The sequence below is a fragment of the uncultured Sphingomonas sp. genome (genome assembly GCF_946477935.1).
Lineage (GTDB): Bacteria > Pseudomonadota > Alphaproteobacteria > Sphingomonadales > Sphingomonadaceae > Sphingomonas.
This window is the reverse complement of sequence record NZ_CAMLAC010000060.1, coordinates 1-18097: the sequence shown is the minus strand read 5'-3', so window position 1 is coordinate 18097 and position 18097 is coordinate 1. Positions and strand designations below refer to the sequence as shown.

Genomic DNA, 18097 nt, shown 5'->3' with positions numbered 1-18097 from the left:
AACGTGCCCGTCAGAAAAACATCGAACTCCCCCTCATCCTCTCCGACCACGCCGACTGGGACGAACTGACCGACACCCTGACCGAGATCGCACCAAAGGAGGTGTGGGTGACACATGGCCGGGAGGAGGCCTTGGTCCATTGGTGCATGACGCGGCAGATCAAGGCGCGGGCGCTGGCACTGGTGGGGTTTGAGGATGAGGATGATTAAAGAAGCAGCTAAATCAATAATTATCAGATAGATAAGCTGAAATCTTCCTTTAGAAGGTGATCTAACTTCATGTGTCTGAAATGTTACATGACCGTACAAACCAGCAAGTAAATAAAATTACCCCCTCCCAATCTTGAAATGAAAAGGCATTAACAAGGCCAACTAAGTCAAGGCAGCTGCTAAACTAAGCAGGTTGTCGATATAACTGACAACAGTTGGTTGGGGGTAAGTGCATGAATAATGGGTATTTGCAAGGTGTGCGGCGGTCTCTTTCCTGCAGCGCGGCCTTGGGCGTATTGGCTCTGGTGAGTGCGGGTGGCGTATTGGCCACCACTGCCACGTCAGCAGCCGCGCAAGATTATACGCAGGTAAATGCTACTGGCCGGGTACAAAGTACGGACGGCAAGCCGATCGTAGGCGCGACGGTCACTCTTACGTCAAACACGCAAGGCTTTCGGCAAAGGGCAACCACGAATGAGGATGGCTCATTCCGTATCGCGGCTATCCCACAGGGCAGCTACACGTTCACGATCGAGGCGGAAGGTTTCGACACGTTCACCGATTCCGGTGTCAATCTGAGCCAGTCAGCCTCGGCCAATCAGTTCACCCTGGCACCCGCGGGAGCCAGCGGTGGCGACATCGTCGTCACAGCCGGCCGTGTCCAAGTCGCAGATTTCGACCGCAACACGGTTGGCTCCGTAATCGACGTTACCGATCTTGCCACCCGCGTGCCGGTGCAGCGTGACTTGACCTCGGTCGTGCTGCTGACGCCGGGTGCCGCAGCCGGCGACAGCGCGTTCGGCAATCTGCCCTCCGTCGCTGGATCCTCGGTTTCCGAAAATGCCTTTTTTATTAACGGGTTGAACATCACCAACCAGCGCACCGGTCTGGGCGCGGCGTCGGTACCGTTTGAATTCTACAACACCATCGAAACCAAGCTCGGCTCGATCCCCGCCGAATACGGGCGTTTTACTGGCGCATTCGTCAACGCCACTACAAAATCGGGCGGGAACGAATTCCATGGCGGCATGCTGTTCAACTGGCTTCCCGACGATCTGCGTGAAGATGAGCCGAACACGATCTACGCTTGGAACCGTGATGATGTGCGCGAAACCAGGCAGGCGATCTTCAGTCTGTCGGGGCCGATCATTAAGGATCACCTGTTTTTCTACGGCTTCTATCAGGCCAACAGCTACAAGTCGGAAGATACCGGGCTGACCGCGAACGCCAACACCGTCATCACCCTGCGCGACGCGACCGGAGCAATCACGGGGCGGCAGGCGGTGCCGCCGTTCAGCACTGGCACGTTCCGCAGCGTGTATCGCATCAACTCGCCCTCCTATGGCGGCAAGGTGGATGCGGTGATCGTCGACGGCCAGCGGCTCGAATTCACCTATTTTCGGACCTATGACCGCGGCACGACCACGCGGTACAGCGTCGTCGACGCGCAGGGAGGCGGCTATGACAGCCGGGTCGATCCCGCCGGACCGAAGACGGGCAGCTTTGCCGGTCGGTCGATTTTTCTGGGTGGCAATGAAAGCTATGTCGGTCGCTATACCGGTCAGTTTACTAACTGGCTCACGCTGTCCGGTGCATACGGCAAGACCAAGAGCCGCGGCATCGATCAGCCTGCAGATCTCATTAATCCAGGCATCACCGACGATAGCGGCCAGTTCACCCCGCGTCTGATCGGCAATCCGTCGGTTTCGATCGCGACGAACACCGACCAGCGGGAATTCTATCGCGGCGACGCCGACATCTATGTCAACCTCTTGGGCGAACATCACTTCCGTGGCGGCTATGATCGCGAGAACCTGACCTCGGTCGCGCAAACGGACTATACCGGTAACGTGTTCTGGACCTATGCGTTCTCACGCGACGTACCCGACACTTATGCACCCGCCAACACGCTCTATGTCGGCGGCCGTACCTACGTCACCGGCGGCACCTTCACGTCCCGGAACGAGGCATATTATTTGCAAGACGCCTGGTCGACGTTCAACAACCGCCTAAACATCACCGCCGGCATCCGTAACGATCGCTTCGAAAACAATAACGTCAACGGTGTCACTTATTACAAGTCGGGCAATCAATGGGCGCCGCGGATCAGCGTCGCCTTTGATCCGGTCGGTGACCAGCGGACGAAGGTCTACGGCTTTTTCGGCCGCTACTATGTGCCGGTGCCGACCAACACCAATGTCCGCCTTGCAGGTGCCGAACTCGACTATATCGCTTATTACCGCGTTGCCGGCGTAGGCGCGAACAATGCGCCGATCCTTGGGGCGCCGCTACTCTTCACTGGCGGCGTGACCTGTCCCGGGGCCACGCCGGGCGCTTCGGCCAGAGTCGCAAATTGCCAGATCAATGCGGACGGCGTGGCCGCATCCACCGAGTCGACGGTGGCGCGCAATCTGAAGTCGCAGTCGATGGACGAATTTGTTGCCGGTTATGAACAGCGGATCGGCCGTTATTGGAAGATCGGTGCCTTTGGCGTATATCGCAAGCTGAATGAGTCGCTGGAGGACATCGCCATTGATGCAGCCGTCAACAACTACTGTCGCCAGAACAATCTAAACTGCAACAACTCGCGGGGAGAACCCATCTGGTCGGGCTTCCACCAATATGTGCTGGCCAATCCGGGGGTCGCCTCTACCATCACGCTCTCCGATCCGGTCAACGGCGAGCGGACGGCACGGACGGTGAATTTCACCGCGGCGCAACTCGGCTACCCCCAGGCTCAGCGGACCTACAAAGCGGTGACGCTGCTAGTCGAACGTGAGTTTGACGGTGTGTGGAGCCTAAACGCCAACTACACCTACTCTAAGAATATCGGGAACATCGAAGGCGGCGTCCGTTCCGATAACGGGCAATCCGATTCGGGCCTGACGACGGCGTTCGACCAGCCGGGTTTGACTGTCGGTTCATACGGCTATCTGCCCAACGACAACCGCCATCAGTTCAAGGCGTTCGGTTCGTACCGGGTGAATGACTGGTTTACCTTCGGCGGCAACTTCACCGCCCAGTCGCCACGTCGCTACGCCTGCCTCGGACGCGTGCCGAACAGGGTCGACCCGTTTGCGGGTCAGTACGGCGCGGCGGGATATTTTTGCAACGTCATCAACGGCGAAATCATAACCAATCCGGCGGCCGCCACGTCGCAAGCCACGCTGCAACCGGTTCGGCGCGGCACCGCCTTCAAGAACGACTGGTTGACAAACACGGACGTGACTTTCCAGTTCAAGGTGCCGGCCGATACTTTCGATGCCACGTTCCGGATCGACGTGTTCAATCTGTTCGCCGAAAAGTCCAAGCGGGATCTGAACGAATTTGGTACGCAGGGGGCAACCGGCGCACCGCGCGGTGATTATCGCTTCCCAATCCAGTATCAGTCGCCGCGTTATGTCCGCCTTCAGCTCGGCCTCAACTTCTAACCCCGCACACCACGGGCACACAAAGAGGGGCGGCGCAGCGATGCGTCGCCCCTTTTTTCGTCACGCCACCGTCAGCGCTAATTTGCCGTCGCCTTCGTCCACCGCCACGGTCGCACCGTCCTTGACCTCGCCACGGAGGATCGCCTCTGCCAGCGGGTCTTGCAAATAGCGCTGCACCGCGCGCTTCAGCGGCCTTGCGCCGTAAACCGGATCATATCCCACACGACCCAGCCATTCGCGGGCGGCGTCCGTCAGGTCGAGCGTCACCTTGCGATCGGCAAGCAGCTTGCCGACGCGGCTGATCTGGATGTCGACGATCGGGCCCATATGCGCCTGACCCAGCCGGTGGAACAGGATCACCTCGTCCAGCCGGTTGAGGAATTCCGGGCGGAAATGGCTGCGGACGATCTCCATCACCTGCGGCTCGACGGTTTCCACATCCTGGCCTTCTTCCAGGTTCGCCAGATACTGGCTGCCCAGATTGCTGGTCAGGATGATGAGCGTATTCGAGAAATCGACGGTGCGGCCCTGACCATCGGTCAGGCGCCCGTCGTCGAGCACTTGGAGCAGCACGTTGAACACGTCGCCATGCGCCTTTTCCACCTCGTCGAACAGCACGACCTGATAGGGTCGGCGTCGTACCGCCTCGGTCAGCACGCCGCCCTCCTCGTACCCGACATAGCCGGGAGGCGCACCGATCAGCCGGGCGACGGCATGCTTCTCCATGAACTCGCTCATGTCGATGCGCACCATCGCGCTGGCGTCGTCGAACAGGAACTCGGCGAGCGCCTTGGTGAGTTCGGTCTTGCCGACCCCCGTCGGTCCCAGGAACAGGAAGCTGCCGAGCGGCCGGTTCGGGTCCTGCAACCCGGCGCGCGCCCGTCGCACCGCGGTGGAGACCGCGCGTACCGCATCGGCCTGACCGATCACGCGCTTGCCCAGCACCGCCTCCATCTTCAGCAGCTTCTCGCGCTCGCCCTCCAGCATCCGGTCGACCGGCACCCCCGTCCAGCGGCTGACCACGCCGGCGATATCATCCGCCGTCACCTCCTCGCGCAGCATCGCGCCCCTGGTGGTCGCCGCAGCCTCCGCCAGTTGCTTCTCCAGCGTCGGGATGCGGCCGTAGGACAGTTCACCCGCGCGTGCGAGATCACCCTGGCGCTGCGCCTGCTCCAGCTCCAGCCGCGCCGCATCGAGCTGTTCCTTCAGCCTGGCCTCGCCCGCAATCTTGTCCTTTTCGGCCTGCCAGCGCGCGGTCAGTTCGGCCGATTGCTGTTCCAGATTCGCCAGCTCGCCCTCCAGCGTCTCCAGCCGGTCGACCGAGGCGGCGTCCGTCTCGCGGCGCAGGCCCTCGCGTTCGATCTTCAGGCGCAGGATGCGGCGATCGAGGGTTTCGATCTCCTCGGGCTTCGACTCCACCTCCATGCGGATGCGACTGGCGGCCTCGTCCATCAGGTCGATCGCCTTGTCGGGCAGGAAGCGGTCGGTGATGTAGCGGTTCGACAGCGTCGCCGCGGATACAAGCGCACCGTCAGTGATGCGTACGCCGTGGTGAAGCTCGTATTTCTCCTTCAGCCCGCGCAGGATGCTGATCGTGTCCTCCACGGTGGGTTCGCCGACGAAGACCGGCTGGAAGCGCCGCTGGAGTGCGGGATCCTTTTCGACATATTTGCGATATTCATCCAGCGTGGTCGCACCGACGCAGTGCAGTTCGCCACGGGCGAGCGCGGGCTTCAGCAGGTTGCCGGCATCCATCGCCCCTTCGGATTTGCCCGCACCGATCAGGGTATGCATTTCGTCAATGAACAGGATGATGTCGCCCTCGGCGGCTTTCACCTCGTCCAGCACGCCCTTCAGCCGCTCCTCGAACTCGCCGCGATATTTGGCCCCCGCGATCAGTGCACCCATGTCGAGCGCCATGAGGCGACGGTCCTTCAGCGTATCGGGCACGTCGCCATTGGCGATGCGCAGTGCCAAGCCTTCGGCGATCGCCGTCTTGCCGACGCCGGGTTCGCCGATCAACGCCGGGTTGTTCTTGGTGCGCCGCGCCAGGATCTGGATGGTGCGGCGGATTTCCTCATCGCGGCCGATCACCGGGTCCAGCTTGCCGTCGCGCGCAGCCTGCGTCAGATCGCGTGCGAACTTCTTCAGCGCGTCATAGCGGTCCTCGGCACCTGCGGTATCGGCCGTACGCCCCTGACGCAGTTCATTGATCGCCCCGTTCAGGGCATCCGGGCGGACACCACCGGCCGCCAGCGCCTTGCCGGCAGGCGTCGCGCCGGCCAAGGTAAGGGCGAGCAGAAGTCGTTCCACCGTGACGAAGCTGTCGCCGGCCTTTTGCGCCACTTGCTCAGCCTGGTCGAGAACGCGGACGAGATCATTGTCGAGCCCAGGTGATCCTTGCGCGCCCGACCCGCTGACGGCGGGAATCTTGGCCAAGGCCGCGTCCGTCTCTGTCGAAACGCGGCGCGCATCGCCGCCTGCCGCCTGGATCAGACCGGTTGCCATGCCTTGTTCGTCTTCGATCAGCGCTTTCAGCAAATGTTCGCTGCCGATCCGCTGATGGCCCAGGCGGATCGCGACGGTTTGTGCAGCTTGCAGGAAGCCTTTCGCTCGGTCGGTGAATTTATCGAGGTTCATCTGGTATCCCTGTATCTCTTGGGTGTCAGATGGTGTTGCTGATGGGCAACACAAGAGTGGTTTTCAGCACTGAAATTTGTCTGAGCATCCCGTTGCACCCTTCAAACATGCCGATATAGTCACACAGGACACCAGATCCGGGGAAGTTCATGCACGTCAAGGTTCTTGCGCTCAGCGGCGCCGCTCTCATCGCGCTGGGCGCACCTGTCGCCGCACAGACGGCCAAGCCCGTTCCCGCCGCCACGCTCGTCAACCAGGTCAATATTCCATACCAGCAGTTCACGCTGCCCAATGGATTGCGCGTGATCGTTCACACGGATCGCAAGGCGCCGATCGTCGCGGTCAGCGTATGGTATGATGTCGGCGCGAAGCATGAACCCAAAGGCTCGACGGGCTTTGCGCACCTGTTCGAACATCTGATGTTTAACGGCAGCGAAAACGCGCCGGGCGATTTCTTCGAGCCGCTGAAGCAGGTGGGGGCGACCGACTTCAACGGTACGACGAACCTCGACCGCACCAATTATTTCGAGACGGTGCCGACTGCGGGGCTGGAGCGTGCGCTGTTCCTCGAATCGGATCGCATGGGCTATCTGCTCGGCGCGATCACGCAAGCCAAGCTCGACGAGCAGCGCGGCGTCGTCCAGAACGAAAAGCGACAGGGCGACAATCAGCCCTATGGCCTGACGCGGTACAAGGTGACCGAGGGGCTGTTCCCCGCCGATCACCCTTATGGTCATGACACGATCGGGTCGATGGCCGATCTGGACGCGGCGAGCCTGGCCACGGTGAAGAACTGGTTCCGCAATCACTACGGGCCGAACAATGCGGTGCTGGTGCTGGCCGGCGATATCGATGCCGCCACGGCCAAGCCGCTGGTCGAGAAGTATTTCGGCGCCATCAAGGCCGGCCCGGAAACGGTGACGCGACCCGCGCCCGTGCCGACGTTGCCCGCACCCAAGGCGGAAACGATCAAGGACCGCGTGGCGGCGGTGATGGTCAGCCGCTACTGGGCAATCCCCGGCGGCAACGATCCCGATGCCGCCGCGCTGGACGTCGCCGGCGCGGTGCTGGGCGGGCTGGCTTCCAGCCGGCTCGACAATGCGCTGGTCAAGAAGGAGAAGCTGGCGGTCAACGTATCTGCTTATGCCAGCACCGGCGCGCAGGTGGGCACGTTCGGCATCCGCGCGATCGTGCGGCCGGGCGTGGACCCGGCGCTGGTCAATCGGCGGATCGATGCGATCCTGGCCGACTTCCTGAAGAACGGACCGACCGCGGACGAAGTGAACCGCGTCGTCACGACGCAGGCGGCAGGCACGATCCGCGGCCTGGAGTCGGTCGGCGGCTTCGGTGGCAAGGCGGTGGCGCTGGCGCAGGGTGCATTGTTCTACAACGATCCCGGCTTCTACAAGAAGGAACTGGCGGCACTGGCTGCGCAGACGCCCGCCAGCGTAAAGGCCGCGGCCGACAAGTGGCTGAGCCGCCCGGCCTATGCCCTGACCGTGGAGCAGGGCCCGCGCGATGCGTATGAGGAGGCAAAGGTACCGCCGCGCGCCGAAGTCGCCCCGGCGGCAGAAACGCCGGTCAGGGGCACGCGCGGCGCCATTCCTGCGGTAGGCACGGTCAAGGGGCTGAGCTTCCCCACGGTTCAGCGCGCGAAGCTTAGGAACGGGATCGAACTGGTCTATGCGCAGCGCAGCGCCGTGCCGGTGACGCAGGTCGCCTTGTCGTTCGATGCGGGCACCGCCGCGGACGTCGCCGACAAGCTGGGCACGCAGGGTCTGACCCTGGCGATGATGGACGAGGGCGCTGCCGGACTCGATTCGATCCAGCTGGCGGAGGCCAAGGAACGGCTGGGTGCCTCGATCGGCAGCGGGAGCAGCGCGGATCGCACGACGCTGAACCTGCAGGTGCCCAGCGCCAACCTGGTCCCCGCGCTCGACCTGTTCGCCAAGATCGCGCGCGAGCCGACCTTTTCGGAAACCGAGTTGGCGCGCGTGAAGCAGCAGGCACTGGCGGGGATCGCGCAGGAACTGACCAGCCCCGGCGGCCTGGTCGGGCGCGTCGTACCGCCGCTCGTCTATGGTCCAGCCTATCCTTATGCCAAGGCGCAGGGCGGTGGCGATCCGAAGGCGGTCGTGGCACTGACCCGTGCCGATCTGGTGGCATTCCAGCAGGCCTGGCTGCGCCCCGACAAGGCCAAGCTGTTCGTGGTCAGTGATCGTCCGCTGGCCGAGGTGAAGGCGGCGCTGGATACGGAGTTCGGCGACTGGCGCGGCACCGGACAGGCCGGCACGAAGAATTTCTCGGTCGGGATGACTCCGGCACAGCCAAAGATCCTCTTGGTCGATCGGCCCGACAGCCCACAATCGATGGTGGTTGGCGCGATTCCGACCGGCGTTAAGGGCACCGAGGACATGTTGCCGATCAACACCGCGAACGACGCGCTGGGCGGCAGCTTCCTGAGCCGGATCAACATGGACCTGCGCGAAACCAAGCATTGGTCCTATGGCGCGCGGGGCGGCTTCCAGACCGCGGCGGAGGCGGCGCCCTACATCATCAGCGCGCCGGTGCAGGCGGACAAGACGGGGCCGTCGCTGGCGTCGGCGCGTGAGGACGTGGCGGCGTTCCTGAGCAAGCAACCGATGACGCAGGAGGAGTTCGACCGGGCGATCAACGGCGGGATCAACGCGCTGCCGGGAAGTTACGAGACGTCGGACGCGGTGCTTGGAGCAATGCAGTCCAACGACCTGTACAAGCGGCCGGACAATTATCAGGCGACGCTGGCGGCACGCTATCGGGGCATGACGCGTGATCAGTTGAACGGCGCGATCCAGTCCGCGCTGGACCCCAAGCGCACGATCTGGGTTGTGGTGGGAGACGCGAAGACGGTCCGTCCTCAGCTTGACGGACTTGGCCTTCCGGTCGAGACCGTGCCCGCCGCATCGGTGGCAGGTGCGGCCGCTGCGGCACCCGCCGCTGCGGCCAAGTAAGGAGAGTATGCATATGGCCGAGATCGACGGCACCTGGGACTGCACTGTCAAATCCCCGCTGGGCGACCAGAACATGACCATGACCGTCCAGACGGATGGCGGCAGCTTCACGGGCACCAGCAGTGGCGCCATGGGCAGCGCGGATGTGCAGGGCGAGGCGAACGGCAACACGATTACGTGGAAGATGTCGATCACAGTGCCCATGCCAATGACGCTGGATTGCGAGGCTACGGCTGATGGGGACACGCTGACCGGCTCGGTCGGTGCAGGCGCGTTTGGCAGCTTTCCGCTTTCGGGCACCCGCCAGGCCTGAGGTTGGCGGCGTCATGACGGCGCGAAAGGGCAGTCCGCGGCGATGCTGTGGGCTGCCCTTTTCATTTGACGCGGTAGCCGGGCGCAGCGATCCTCCCATACAGGGAGACGGCGCATCATGGGCGCGTACGGGACGAGGGAGCATGAAAGGCGGCCGGCCGCGCTGATCGGCACGCTGATGGTGCATGGGGCGTTGCTGATGCTGATATCGTGGCCGCATCCGCCGCAATCTTCGTCCACCATTACGCCCGCGCTGGCAGTGTTCGACATAGCCTTGCCACCCCCGGCCCACCCGCCGCGACCTGAGCTGACTGCGCCTCCGTCACTCCGTCCCAACAAGACAGTGCCTGCCGATAGCGGCGCACCGCGACCCGCGCCGCAATCACTGCCGCAAACCGCCGCCCCGCCGCCGCATGGGCCGGAAGCACCCATGCTGCCGACCCTTTTGACGCCTGCCGCTCCGATCTTCGCCGATCTGCCTGTCGCGGCAGGAACGGCCGCATCCGCTGGCATGACGGACCTGCCAGCGAGTGGATCGGGGCAGGGTGGCACCGGGACAGGAGCCGGTGGTGGGCATGGGTCGGGGACAGGGGGAATAGGAAAGGACGGATCGGGGCCGGGCGAGGGATTGAAGCGCGCCGCCTGGATCGTCATGCCGAGCAGGCGTGAGATGGAGCCATATTGGCCGCGGCAGGCGATCAAGAACCGACTGAGCGGCCGGGTGGTGCTGGCGTGCATCGTACCACGACCGGGGCCACCCAGACGCTGCGTGGTGGCCGAAGAGTATCCGCAGGGTGTAGGCTTCGGCAAGGCGGCCTTGCAGATGATTCACCTGTTCCGGCTCAAGCCGGTCATGCGCGCGCGCGAGGTAGTCGACATCCCATTGACCATTCCGGTCATCTTCGAACCGCCCGCGTTTTACGGCCTGCCCCGGGACCCTGCAGGATGAGACAAAGCGGGCAGGAACCGCTCTACCGCAGAACGCGGGTGATGTGGCCCATCTTGCGGCCTGGGCGGGCGGTGCCTTTGCCGTAAAGGTGAAGGTGGGCACCGGCTTCGGTAAGCGAGGGGTGCCAGCTATCGTCGCCGATCAGATTTTCCATCGACACCCGGGCACCCGCCAGCGCAGTGCTGCCGAGCGGCAAGCCACAGATGGCACGAATGTGATTTTCGAACTGGGATATCTGCGCGCCCTCGATCGTCCAATGGCCGGAATTGTGAACGCGAGGAGCCATCTCGTTGAACACGGGACCGTTTTTCGTGGCGAAGAACTCGCAGGCGAGGACGCCGACATAGTCCAGCTCGGCGGCGATCCGACAGGCGAGCGCGGTCGCTTCTTCGGTTTGGGCGAGGATCTCGGGCGGGGCGGGCAGCGTCGAGGTCCGCAGGATCGCGTCGCGGTGAACATTGTGCGGCGGATCATAGCGAACCGTCGCACCGTCATGACCGCGCGCGATCAGGATCGAAAATTCGTGGCTGAAGGTGACGAAGCCTTCAAGTACCGCCGGGCCGCCGATCGCCTCCCACACCGTATCCGCGTCTTCGGGCTTGCGGATCACCGCCTGCCCCTTGCCGTCATAGCCGAAGCGCGTGGTTTTCAGGATTGCAGGGCAGCCGATTCGGTCGAGCGCCGCGTGAAGATCTTCGCGGCTGTCGACCTGCGCCCAGGGGGCGGGGCGGCCGCCGATGCCATCGACGAAACGCTTTTCGGCAATGCGGTCCTGCGCGACGCGCAGCGCGCGCGGATGGGGGTGGACGGGCACGCGCTCGGCCAGCCACTCGACGGGTGTGACGTCGATATTCTCGAACTCGTAGGTGACGACGTCACACGCCGCGGCGAAGTCGGCGAGAACGATGCGGTTGTGATAATCGGCGCGTGTCAGGCTGGACGCGGTCTGCGCCGCGACGCTTTCACGGTCGGGCGCCAGCACATGCGTGCGGTAGCCGAGCTGCGCTGCTGCAACCGCGAGCATCCGCCCGAGCTGGCCGCCGCCGAGAATGCCGATCGTGCTGCCAGGTGGGAGGGCGCCGTCGATCATTGCGGGTCGATCGCGACGCTGTCGGTCTGGCGGGCGCGCCAGTCCTGAAGCCGTGCCGTCAGGCCGTCGTCGGACAGGGCGAGGATGGAGGCGGCGAGGAGACCGGCGTTGATCGCGCCGGCCTTGCCGATCGCCAGGGTGCCGACGGGAATGCCGCCGGGCATCTGCACGATCGAGAGCAGGCTATCCATGCCCTTGAGCGCCTTGGATTCTACGGGCACGCCAAGCACCGGCAGGTGCGTCATCGACGCGGCCATGCCGGGCAGATGCGCCGCCCCGCCGGCACCGGCAATGATGACCTGCAAGCCCCGGTCAGCAGCGCCGGTGGCGTAATCATACAGACGCTGGGGCGTGCGATGCGCGGACACGACTTTTGTCTCGTGCGCGATGCCAAGCGCATCGAGCGTTTCGCTCGCGTGGCGCATCGTCTCCCAGTCGGAAGTGGAGCCCATGATGATGCCGACCAGCGCCATGTTCGTCTGCCTGTCCCGTTCAACTGCCGGTGTCGCGAAGCGGGGTGACTAGCGGCATGGAGGAATGGGGGCAAGACAGGTGCGTATCGGCTGATGCGGTGCCGAGCAGACAGGCGATAACCGGCTGCCCGGCGACCCGCCATCCTCTCACCCGAGAGGATGGGACGTCAGGCGATCAGCGCTCCGACAGATAATAGCGCTCGCGCGGGGTCAGGTCGTCGTCCAGTTCATAGACGATCGGCTGGCCGGTTGGAATTTCCAAGCCGGTGATCTCGTCGTCGGGAATGTTCGATAGGTGCTTCACCAGCGCGCGTAGCGAATTGCCGTGCGCGGAGATGAGGACGCGGTTGCCTTCCCTCAGCGCGGGCGCGATGCGGCCGTCCCAATAAGGCAGCACGCGGTTGATCGTATCCTTCAGGCTTTCGGCCACGGGAATGTCGATATCGGCGTAGCGGCGGTCGTTGGTCATGTCGAACTCGCCACCGGGTTCCGAAGCGGGGGGCGGCACGTCGAAGCTGCGGCGCCAGATTTTCACCTGGTCCTCGCCATGCTTGGCAGCCGTCTCCGCCTTGTCGAGCCCGGTCAGGCCACCATAGTGACGCTCGTTCAGGCGCCAGTGCTTCTCGGTCGGCAACCACAGGCGACCCATGGTCTCCAGCGCGAGATTGAGCGTCTTGATCGCGCGGGTCTGCAGGCTGGTAAAGGTCAGGTCGAAATCCAGCCCTTTGTCGGCCATCAGCGCGCCGGCGGCGCGTGCCTCCGCCGCGCCCTGCGCCGTGACATCCACATCCCACCAGCCGGTGAAGCGGTTTTCCAGGTTCCAGGCGGACTGGCCGTGGCGGATCAGGACGAGCGTGGGCATGGATGTTTCCCCTTTTGTGTCAGGTGTTCGGTGGCCCCGATAGGCCGGGGCGGCCGGATCAGATCTCGTCGATCATCCCGGCCAGCGTTTCCAGACAGGCGACGGCCAATCCGGCGGAGCGTGCGCCGGACCAGCCATGGCGTGCGTCCGGATTGGGATCGTGATCCTTGAACGGCATTTCCAGCGTAACCGAAACCGCGCCGAACCGCTCCGCCAACTGGTTGGTCGACATCGACAGGTTCGCATTGCCGGGCGCGGCCTTTGCATAACCACGTTCCGTCTGGAAATCGGGCGTATGGGCGGCCAGTCGCCGGCCATATTCATAGAATTTGTCGCCCTGTGCCTCGGTCCAGCTCGGAATTCCCTCGAACCCGGCAATGAAGTTCGCCGGGATCGCCTCGTCCCCGTGCACGTCGATCGCGAAGTCGACGCCGGTTTCATCCATCCGGTTGCGGACGCACAGCACTTCCGGACTGCGGTCGGGCGAGGGGGCGTGCCATTCGCGGTTGAGGTTCACGCCCGCCGCGTTGGTGCGCAAATGGCCGCGGCGGGTGCCGTCCGGGTTCATGTTGGGCACGACATGAACGGTCGCACGGGCGAGCAGGGCGTCGGCCGCGGGGCTGGTCAGCCAGTCGAGCGCGCCGTCCATCCACCATTCCGCCATCGATTCGCCGGGATGCTGGCGGGCGTAGAGCCACACCTGTTTCGCACCGGTGCCGATGCGGAAATAATCGATCGCCTGCCCGTCGAGCGACTGGCCGAGTTCGATGTGGGTGACGCCGGGCTTCGCCGCCGTGCGGGCGACCAGCGCATCGTGCATGTCGGTCGTATAGGGCTCGAAATAGGCGAACCAGACGAGTTCGCCGTCGCCGGTCCACTGCCATTCCAGCACGCCATCGGCGTAGCGGGTCGGCGTCATCCACCAATCGCGTCGATCCGTGCTGGCGCGGACCGCATAGCCGGGCCAGCCGAACGGATAGGCCGATCCGCCCGCATTGGTGATACGAAAGGTCAGCGTCCGTCCGCGCGCCCCGGCGACGCGGAAGAAGAACCATTGATAGAAGTCCGACTGGTGATCCTGTGCGATCTCCAGGTCGACCGTGTCGCCCTCGATTCCGGTAACGCGGATGTTGCCGCCGTCGAACCCGGCGTTGATGGTGATGCTCATTTCACCTCGATAGTGCGGCCGGACTCGCCGGGGAACCCAGTGAACAGCGCGCTGGCGAGCTTTGTGGCCTGGCTGGAGGCGGTGGCGTCTGCCGCACGTGCGTCGGCATAGGTGCGGGAGCTGCCTTCCCAGACGGGGGACTGATCGGCGCGGCGTTTGATGGTGACGGTGAGTTCGGTGGTGACGATGTCCTGTCCGCGGGAGGAGCCGAGGGGGAAGCTGAGGCCGCCGCCGAGACCTACGCCGCCGCCGCGTCCGCCGGAGAAGCCGCCGCCGCCGAGGCCGATGGAGACGGGGGACTGGCGCGGCGGGCCGACATGGTTGGCGCGCGTGAAGGCGACAACGGCGATCAACTGCGGCTGCGCACCGGGCGGCGCCGTGGTATAGCCGTTGCGCAACAACTCAGTTTCCACGGCCGCGGCGTAGGTCTTGAATTCGATCGAGGCGGGGCCGGTGGGGGAGAGGGGTTCGACCGCGATGGTGCCGCGCGGGATCGGCTCGCCAAGGTGGTAGCGGATGACCTCCGCAGGCGCGGAGCGGCCGGTGGTGGTGCAGGCGGCGAGGCCGGACAAGGCGGCGGCGAGAAGGAGCGGGCGTGCGATCATGGGAGCACCTTGCGGCAAGACGTTACGGATAGGCAACGCCCGAGATGGACGGAGAGGTCCGTCGCCAACCTTGACTTGCGCGCGGCGGCCCACTAGGCGGCGGCACTTTCCAGACACTCATTCATTCGAAAAGAAGCGAATCGATCATGAAGATCCGCAATTCCCTGAAGTCGCTCAAGGATCGTCACCGGGACAACCGCGTGATCCGTCGTCGCGGCCGCACCTACGTCATCAACAAGACCAACCGTCGCTTCAAGGCGCGCCAGGGCTGATTCGGGCCGACTGGACGGGTTCGTCCGTGCAGTCCGCTGAACAGCCGACCGCCGTCATCTTTGACGTCGGTCGCGTCCTGTACGACTGGGACCCACGGTTCCTGTATCGGCGCCTGATCGAAGACGATCGGGCGCTCGATGCGTTTCTGGCCGATGTGCTGACGCATGACTGGCATTTCCAGCATGACGCCGGCCGTGATTTCGCCGACACCTCGGCGGAGCTGATCGCGCGTTTCCCGCAGCATCGCGACCTGATCGGCCATTGGGGCCCGCGCTTCCTGGAAAGCATCGGCGACCCGATGCCGGGCATGCACGCGCTGGTCGAGGAGCTGGACGCCGCCGGCGTGCCGTTGTTCGCGATCACCAATTTCAGCCATGAATTCTGGCCGCCGTTCCGCGCGCGCGAAGCGGCGATCTTCGACCGGTTCCGTGACGTGGTGGTGTCGGGCGACGAGAAGCTGGTGAAACCCGATCCGGCGATCTACCGCCTCGCGCTCGACCGGTTCGGGCTGCAGCCCGGCGAGGCGGTGTTCATCGACGACAATGCCGCCAATATCGCGGCGGCATCCGCGATGGGGATCGTCGCGCTGCACTTCACCGACATCGCCGTGCTGCGACCGCAACTGGCCGCGCTGGGCTTGCCCGTCGCTGCCTGATCCGCGCTGTTACTGCGCGTCGATCATCGCCAGTTGCTCCTGATTGGCGCGGGCGGCATCCGCCTCGACCAGCAGCGAGGCATCGAGCGGCTCACCGGCGACGACCTGATCGGTGACCACGACATTGGAGCCGACCTGCGTCACCGCGAACAGCTTCTTGGCGAAACCGGCGGGCAGGCGGATGCAGCCATGCGAATCAGGAAAGCCCGGATTGCGGCCGGCATGCAGCGCCACGCCGTCCCAAGTCAGCCGCTGCATGAACGGCATGGGCGCATCATTATACAGGTTGGAGCGGTGCACCTCGCGCTTTTGCAGGATCGGGAAGACGCCGACCGGCGTGTCCTTGCCATCCTTGCCCGAAGAAATCGTCGCGGCGGCGACCATCATCGATCCGCGGTAGACATAGGCGCGCTGCTCTGGCAAGGATACGACCACAGTGAGTGCTTCGGGCGTGCCCGGATCGTTCCAGATATATTTGTTGGGCGCCAATCCCGCCGCCGCTTGCGCGATGGCTATGGTAGCGTCCTCGGAAGCGTGCGCCGGAGATACGGTGGCGAACGCGGCGGCACACGCCAGCGCTGCGACAGCGAGTCGGTTCATGTCCCTCATCCTTGGCAAGTTCTAACCTGCTTAACGCGCGTAAACGGAAAACGTGCCGGAGCGGTTCAACGACAAGGCGTGTGCGAAGCGCGGCGGATGACCGGAACATACGCGGAAAACGGCAGAAAAGCGGGCGAAAATTAACCGTCTTTCCTGTAAATAGGCTTCAGCGGGTTTGATCCACGGGGCTAAAAGACATTGACGTACAATCATGACGACGCGGCGCATGGACGCCGTGCCATCCTGAAGAACGGCCTGGTTCTGGCCGGGGCGCTGGCCATCCCCAGCGCGGTTTCCGCCACGCAGCGCCTGACTGCGCGCGACCTGAAGCCGGTGAAGCAGCCGCCGGTGCCGGCAGCGCGCGTACCGGCGCAGGCGGTGGCGACCAGCCCGCGCGTCGTGCGCCCGGACCTGTTCCGGCGGGCCATGGCGGCGATGCAGCAGCATGGCAGCCGCATCACGCATCGCGACCGGATCGCGGTGGTGGACTTCGCCGCCTCCTCGTCGCAGCCGCGGTTCCACTTCATCGATCTGGTCAGCGGCCAGTCCAGCTCGCTGCTGGTGGCGCACGGCAGCGGCTCCGACCCGGCCCATACCGGATATCTCCAGCGCTTTTCCAACGCGTTCGGATCGAATGCGTCGTCGGAAGGCGCCTTCCTGACCGACAGCTATTATACCGGCAAGCATGGCCGGTCGCAGCGGCTGGTGGGCATGGACCCGACCAACAACAATGCGATGGGCCGCGCGATCGTGGTGCATTCGGCCTGGTACGCCAACAAGGACGTATTGAAGGGCCGCGGCGTGCTGGGACGCAGCCAGGGCTGCTTCGCGGTGGGCGAGCGCGATCTGGATCAGGTCTTTGCGCGACTGGGCACTGGCCGGATGATCTTCGCCGCCAAGGCCTGACCGAGCGTGCGGCGGCGGGCGGCGGTGCGCCGCGCGCCGCCGATCATCCCGGACCATAACAACGTCTCCGGCCCGGCATAGCCGAGCCCCAGATGCGCCGGGCGCGTCGCGACCAGATCGGCCAGCGTCAAGGCACCCGATCGGAGGCCGGCCCGCCCCACCTGCGCCCAGCGGCGTGCGGTTTCCCATTTGATCAGGCGCCAGTCGGCCGGCCCGGGTGCATGATCCGCACGGTGGGCGGCGAGCAGCCGGGTGAGCGTGTCGCCGACCGCGGCGAGGTCGGCACGGTCCCTTGGCGGCTGGCCCGCGACCAGATGGCGGACGATCAGCGCGGCGCGTGCGGGCGCCTCTTGGGCGAACACCGGCGCGTAGGCATCGGCCAGGACGCGCGTGGCGCTCTCCTCCATCGTCGCGGTATAGCGCTGTGACGCACCGCCGGCATGCTGGCGATAGAGCAACAGCGGCGTATCGAGCCGGGCGACGCGGCCATGCGGGCGGATGCGGTGATACAGGTCGAAATCCTCGGCATAGAGGATGTCGGGGCGGGTGAAGGGATCGAGCATGCGCGCAGCGCTGGTGCGGACCATCACCGACGACCAGGCGAGCGGATTGCCGATACGGACCAGCCAGTCGAGCAGCGCGGGCGTGGTGTGCACGCTATAGCCGGAAGGGCGGATGCTGCGGCCGCGCAGGAAATCGACATTGGTGCCGAGCAGCGCGACATCGGGGTGCGCATCCAGATAGGCGACCTGCTGCGCGAAGCGATCCGGGCGGCACAGATCGTCCTGATCGAGCGCGGCGAGATAGCGCCCGCGTGCCTCCGCCACGGCGCGGTTGCGCGCGCGCACCGGGCCGCCATTGGCATCCAGCGCGATCAGGCGGACGCGCGCGTCCGGCCACGACGCGACGAGATCGCGGGTACCGTCAGTGGAAC

General features: G+C 64.6%; 16 protein-coding genes. 8 read left to right on the top strand and 8 right to left on the bottom strand.

Features of this window, described 5'->3' with window-relative positions; genetic code table 11:
• Positions 1-209, top strand: a 209-nt coding sequence (locus Q0U08_RS08675) for an MBL fold metallo-hydrolase RNA specificity domain-containing protein (protein ID WP_298090979.1), incomplete at its 5' end; no start/stop codon positions are given.
• A gap of 233 nt (positions 210-442) precedes the next feature.
• Positions 443-3640: a TonB-dependent receptor gene (locus Q0U08_RS08670; RefSeq protein WP_298090978.1), complete on the top strand. Its 3198-nt coding sequence runs from the start codon at positions 443-445 to the stop codon at positions 3638-3640.
• 60 nt (positions 3641-3700) lie between these two features.
• Here the strand turns inward: Q0U08_RS08670 and clpB are convergent, their stop codons facing one another.
• Positions 3701-6280, bottom strand: a complete 2580-nt coding sequence (gene clpB / locus Q0U08_RS08665; RefSeq protein ID WP_298090977.1) for an ATP-dependent chaperone ClpB — start codon at positions 6278-6280, stop codon at positions 3701-3703.
• A gap of 149 nt (positions 6281-6429) precedes the next feature.
• Here clpB and Q0U08_RS08660 point away from each other — a divergent pair, with 149 nt between their 5' ends.
• The 3 genes from Q0U08_RS08660 to Q0U08_RS08650 all read left to right on the top strand — a co-directional run bounded on the left by Q0U08_RS08660 (position 6430) and on the right by Q0U08_RS08650 (position 10531).
• Positions 6430-9270: a pitrilysin family protein gene (locus Q0U08_RS08660; protein WP_298090975.1), complete on the top strand. Its 2841-nt coding sequence runs from the start codon at positions 6430-6432 to the stop codon at positions 9268-9270.
• Positions 9271-9283: 13 nt separating this feature from the next.
• Complete coding sequence (locus Q0U08_RS08655) at positions 9284-9583, top strand: hypothetical protein (RefSeq protein ID WP_112383847.1); 300 nt, start codon at positions 9284-9286, stop codon at positions 9581-9583.
• A 627-nt stretch (positions 9584-10210) separates the two neighbouring features.
• Positions 10211-10531 carry a TonB family protein gene (locus tag Q0U08_RS08650; protein WP_298090973.1) on the top strand — a complete coding sequence of 107 codons (321 nt, stop codon included), beginning with the start codon at positions 10211-10213 and terminating at the stop codon, positions 10529-10531.
• Between the two features lie 22 nt (positions 10532-10553).
• Here the strand turns inward: Q0U08_RS08650 and Q0U08_RS08645 are convergent, their stop codons facing one another.
• The 5 genes from Q0U08_RS08645 to Q0U08_RS08625 form a co-directional block, all read right to left on the bottom strand.
• On the bottom strand, positions 10554-11621 hold the full coding sequence (locus tag Q0U08_RS08645) for a 5-(carboxyamino)imidazole ribonucleotide synthase (RefSeq protein ID WP_298090971.1): 1068 nt from the start codon (positions 11619-11621) through the stop codon (positions 10554-10556).
• On the bottom strand, positions 11618-12094 hold the full coding sequence (purE, locus tag Q0U08_RS08640) for a 5-(carboxyamino)imidazole ribonucleotide mutase (RefSeq protein ID WP_298090969.1): 477 nt from the start codon (positions 12092-12094) through the stop codon (positions 11618-11620). The genes Q0U08_RS08645 and purE overlap by 4 nt, the downstream gene beginning before the upstream one ends.
• Before the next feature lie 175 nt (positions 12095-12269).
• Entirely contained in the window at positions 12270-12956 is a 687-nt protein-coding gene (gene gpmA / locus Q0U08_RS08635; protein WP_298090967.1) for a 2,3-diphosphoglycerate-dependent phosphoglycerate mutase, read from the bottom strand.
• 58 nt (positions 12957-13014) lie between these two features.
• Positions 13015-14124 (bottom strand): M14-type cytosolic carboxypeptidase, encoded by a 1110-nt coding sequence (locus Q0U08_RS08630; RefSeq protein WP_298090965.1) that lies wholly within the window; start codon positions 14122-14124, stop codon positions 13015-13017.
• Positions 14121-14729: a DUF4136 domain-containing protein gene (locus tag Q0U08_RS08625; RefSeq protein ID WP_298090964.1), complete on the bottom strand. Its 609-nt coding sequence runs from the start codon at positions 14727-14729 to the stop codon at positions 14121-14123. The genes Q0U08_RS08630 and Q0U08_RS08625 overlap by 4 nt, the downstream gene beginning before the upstream one ends.
• Before the next feature lie 146 nt (positions 14730-14875).
• On the opposite strand from Q0U08_RS08625, the gene ykgO reads away from it, so the two are divergent.
• Both ykgO and Q0U08_RS08615 read left to right on the top strand, forming a co-directional pair.
• A complete protein-coding gene (gene ykgO, locus Q0U08_RS08620; RefSeq protein WP_003046794.1) occupies positions 14876-15001 on the top strand; it encodes a type B 50S ribosomal protein L36 in 126 nt (41 codons plus the stop codon).
• 26 nt (positions 15002-15027) lie between these two features.
• Complete coding sequence (locus Q0U08_RS08615; protein ID WP_298090963.1) at positions 15028-15657, top strand: HAD-IA family hydrolase; 630 nt, start codon at positions 15028-15030, stop codon at positions 15655-15657.
• Between the two features lie 9 nt (positions 15658-15666).
• Here Q0U08_RS08615 and Q0U08_RS08610 read toward each other — a convergent pair whose 3' ends face one another.
• Positions 15667-16257 (bottom strand): L,D-transpeptidase family protein, encoded by a 591-nt coding sequence (locus Q0U08_RS08610; protein WP_298090962.1) that lies wholly within the window; start codon positions 16255-16257, stop codon positions 15667-15669.
• Positions 16258-16455: 198 nt separating this feature from the next.
• Between Q0U08_RS08610 and Q0U08_RS08605 the strand changes: the two genes are divergently transcribed.
• Positions 16456-17163, top strand: coding sequence for a murein L,D-transpeptidase catalytic domain family protein (locus tag Q0U08_RS08605; protein WP_298090961.1), 708 nt, complete (start codon positions 16456-16458; stop codon positions 17161-17163).
• Here Q0U08_RS08605 and Q0U08_RS08600 read toward each other — a convergent pair.
• A partial coding sequence (locus Q0U08_RS08600; RefSeq protein ID WP_298090960.1) for a glycosyltransferase family A protein occupies positions 17109-18097 on the bottom strand: 989 nt, incomplete at its 5' end. The two genes, Q0U08_RS08605 and Q0U08_RS08600, sit on opposite strands and share 55 nt — an antisense overlap.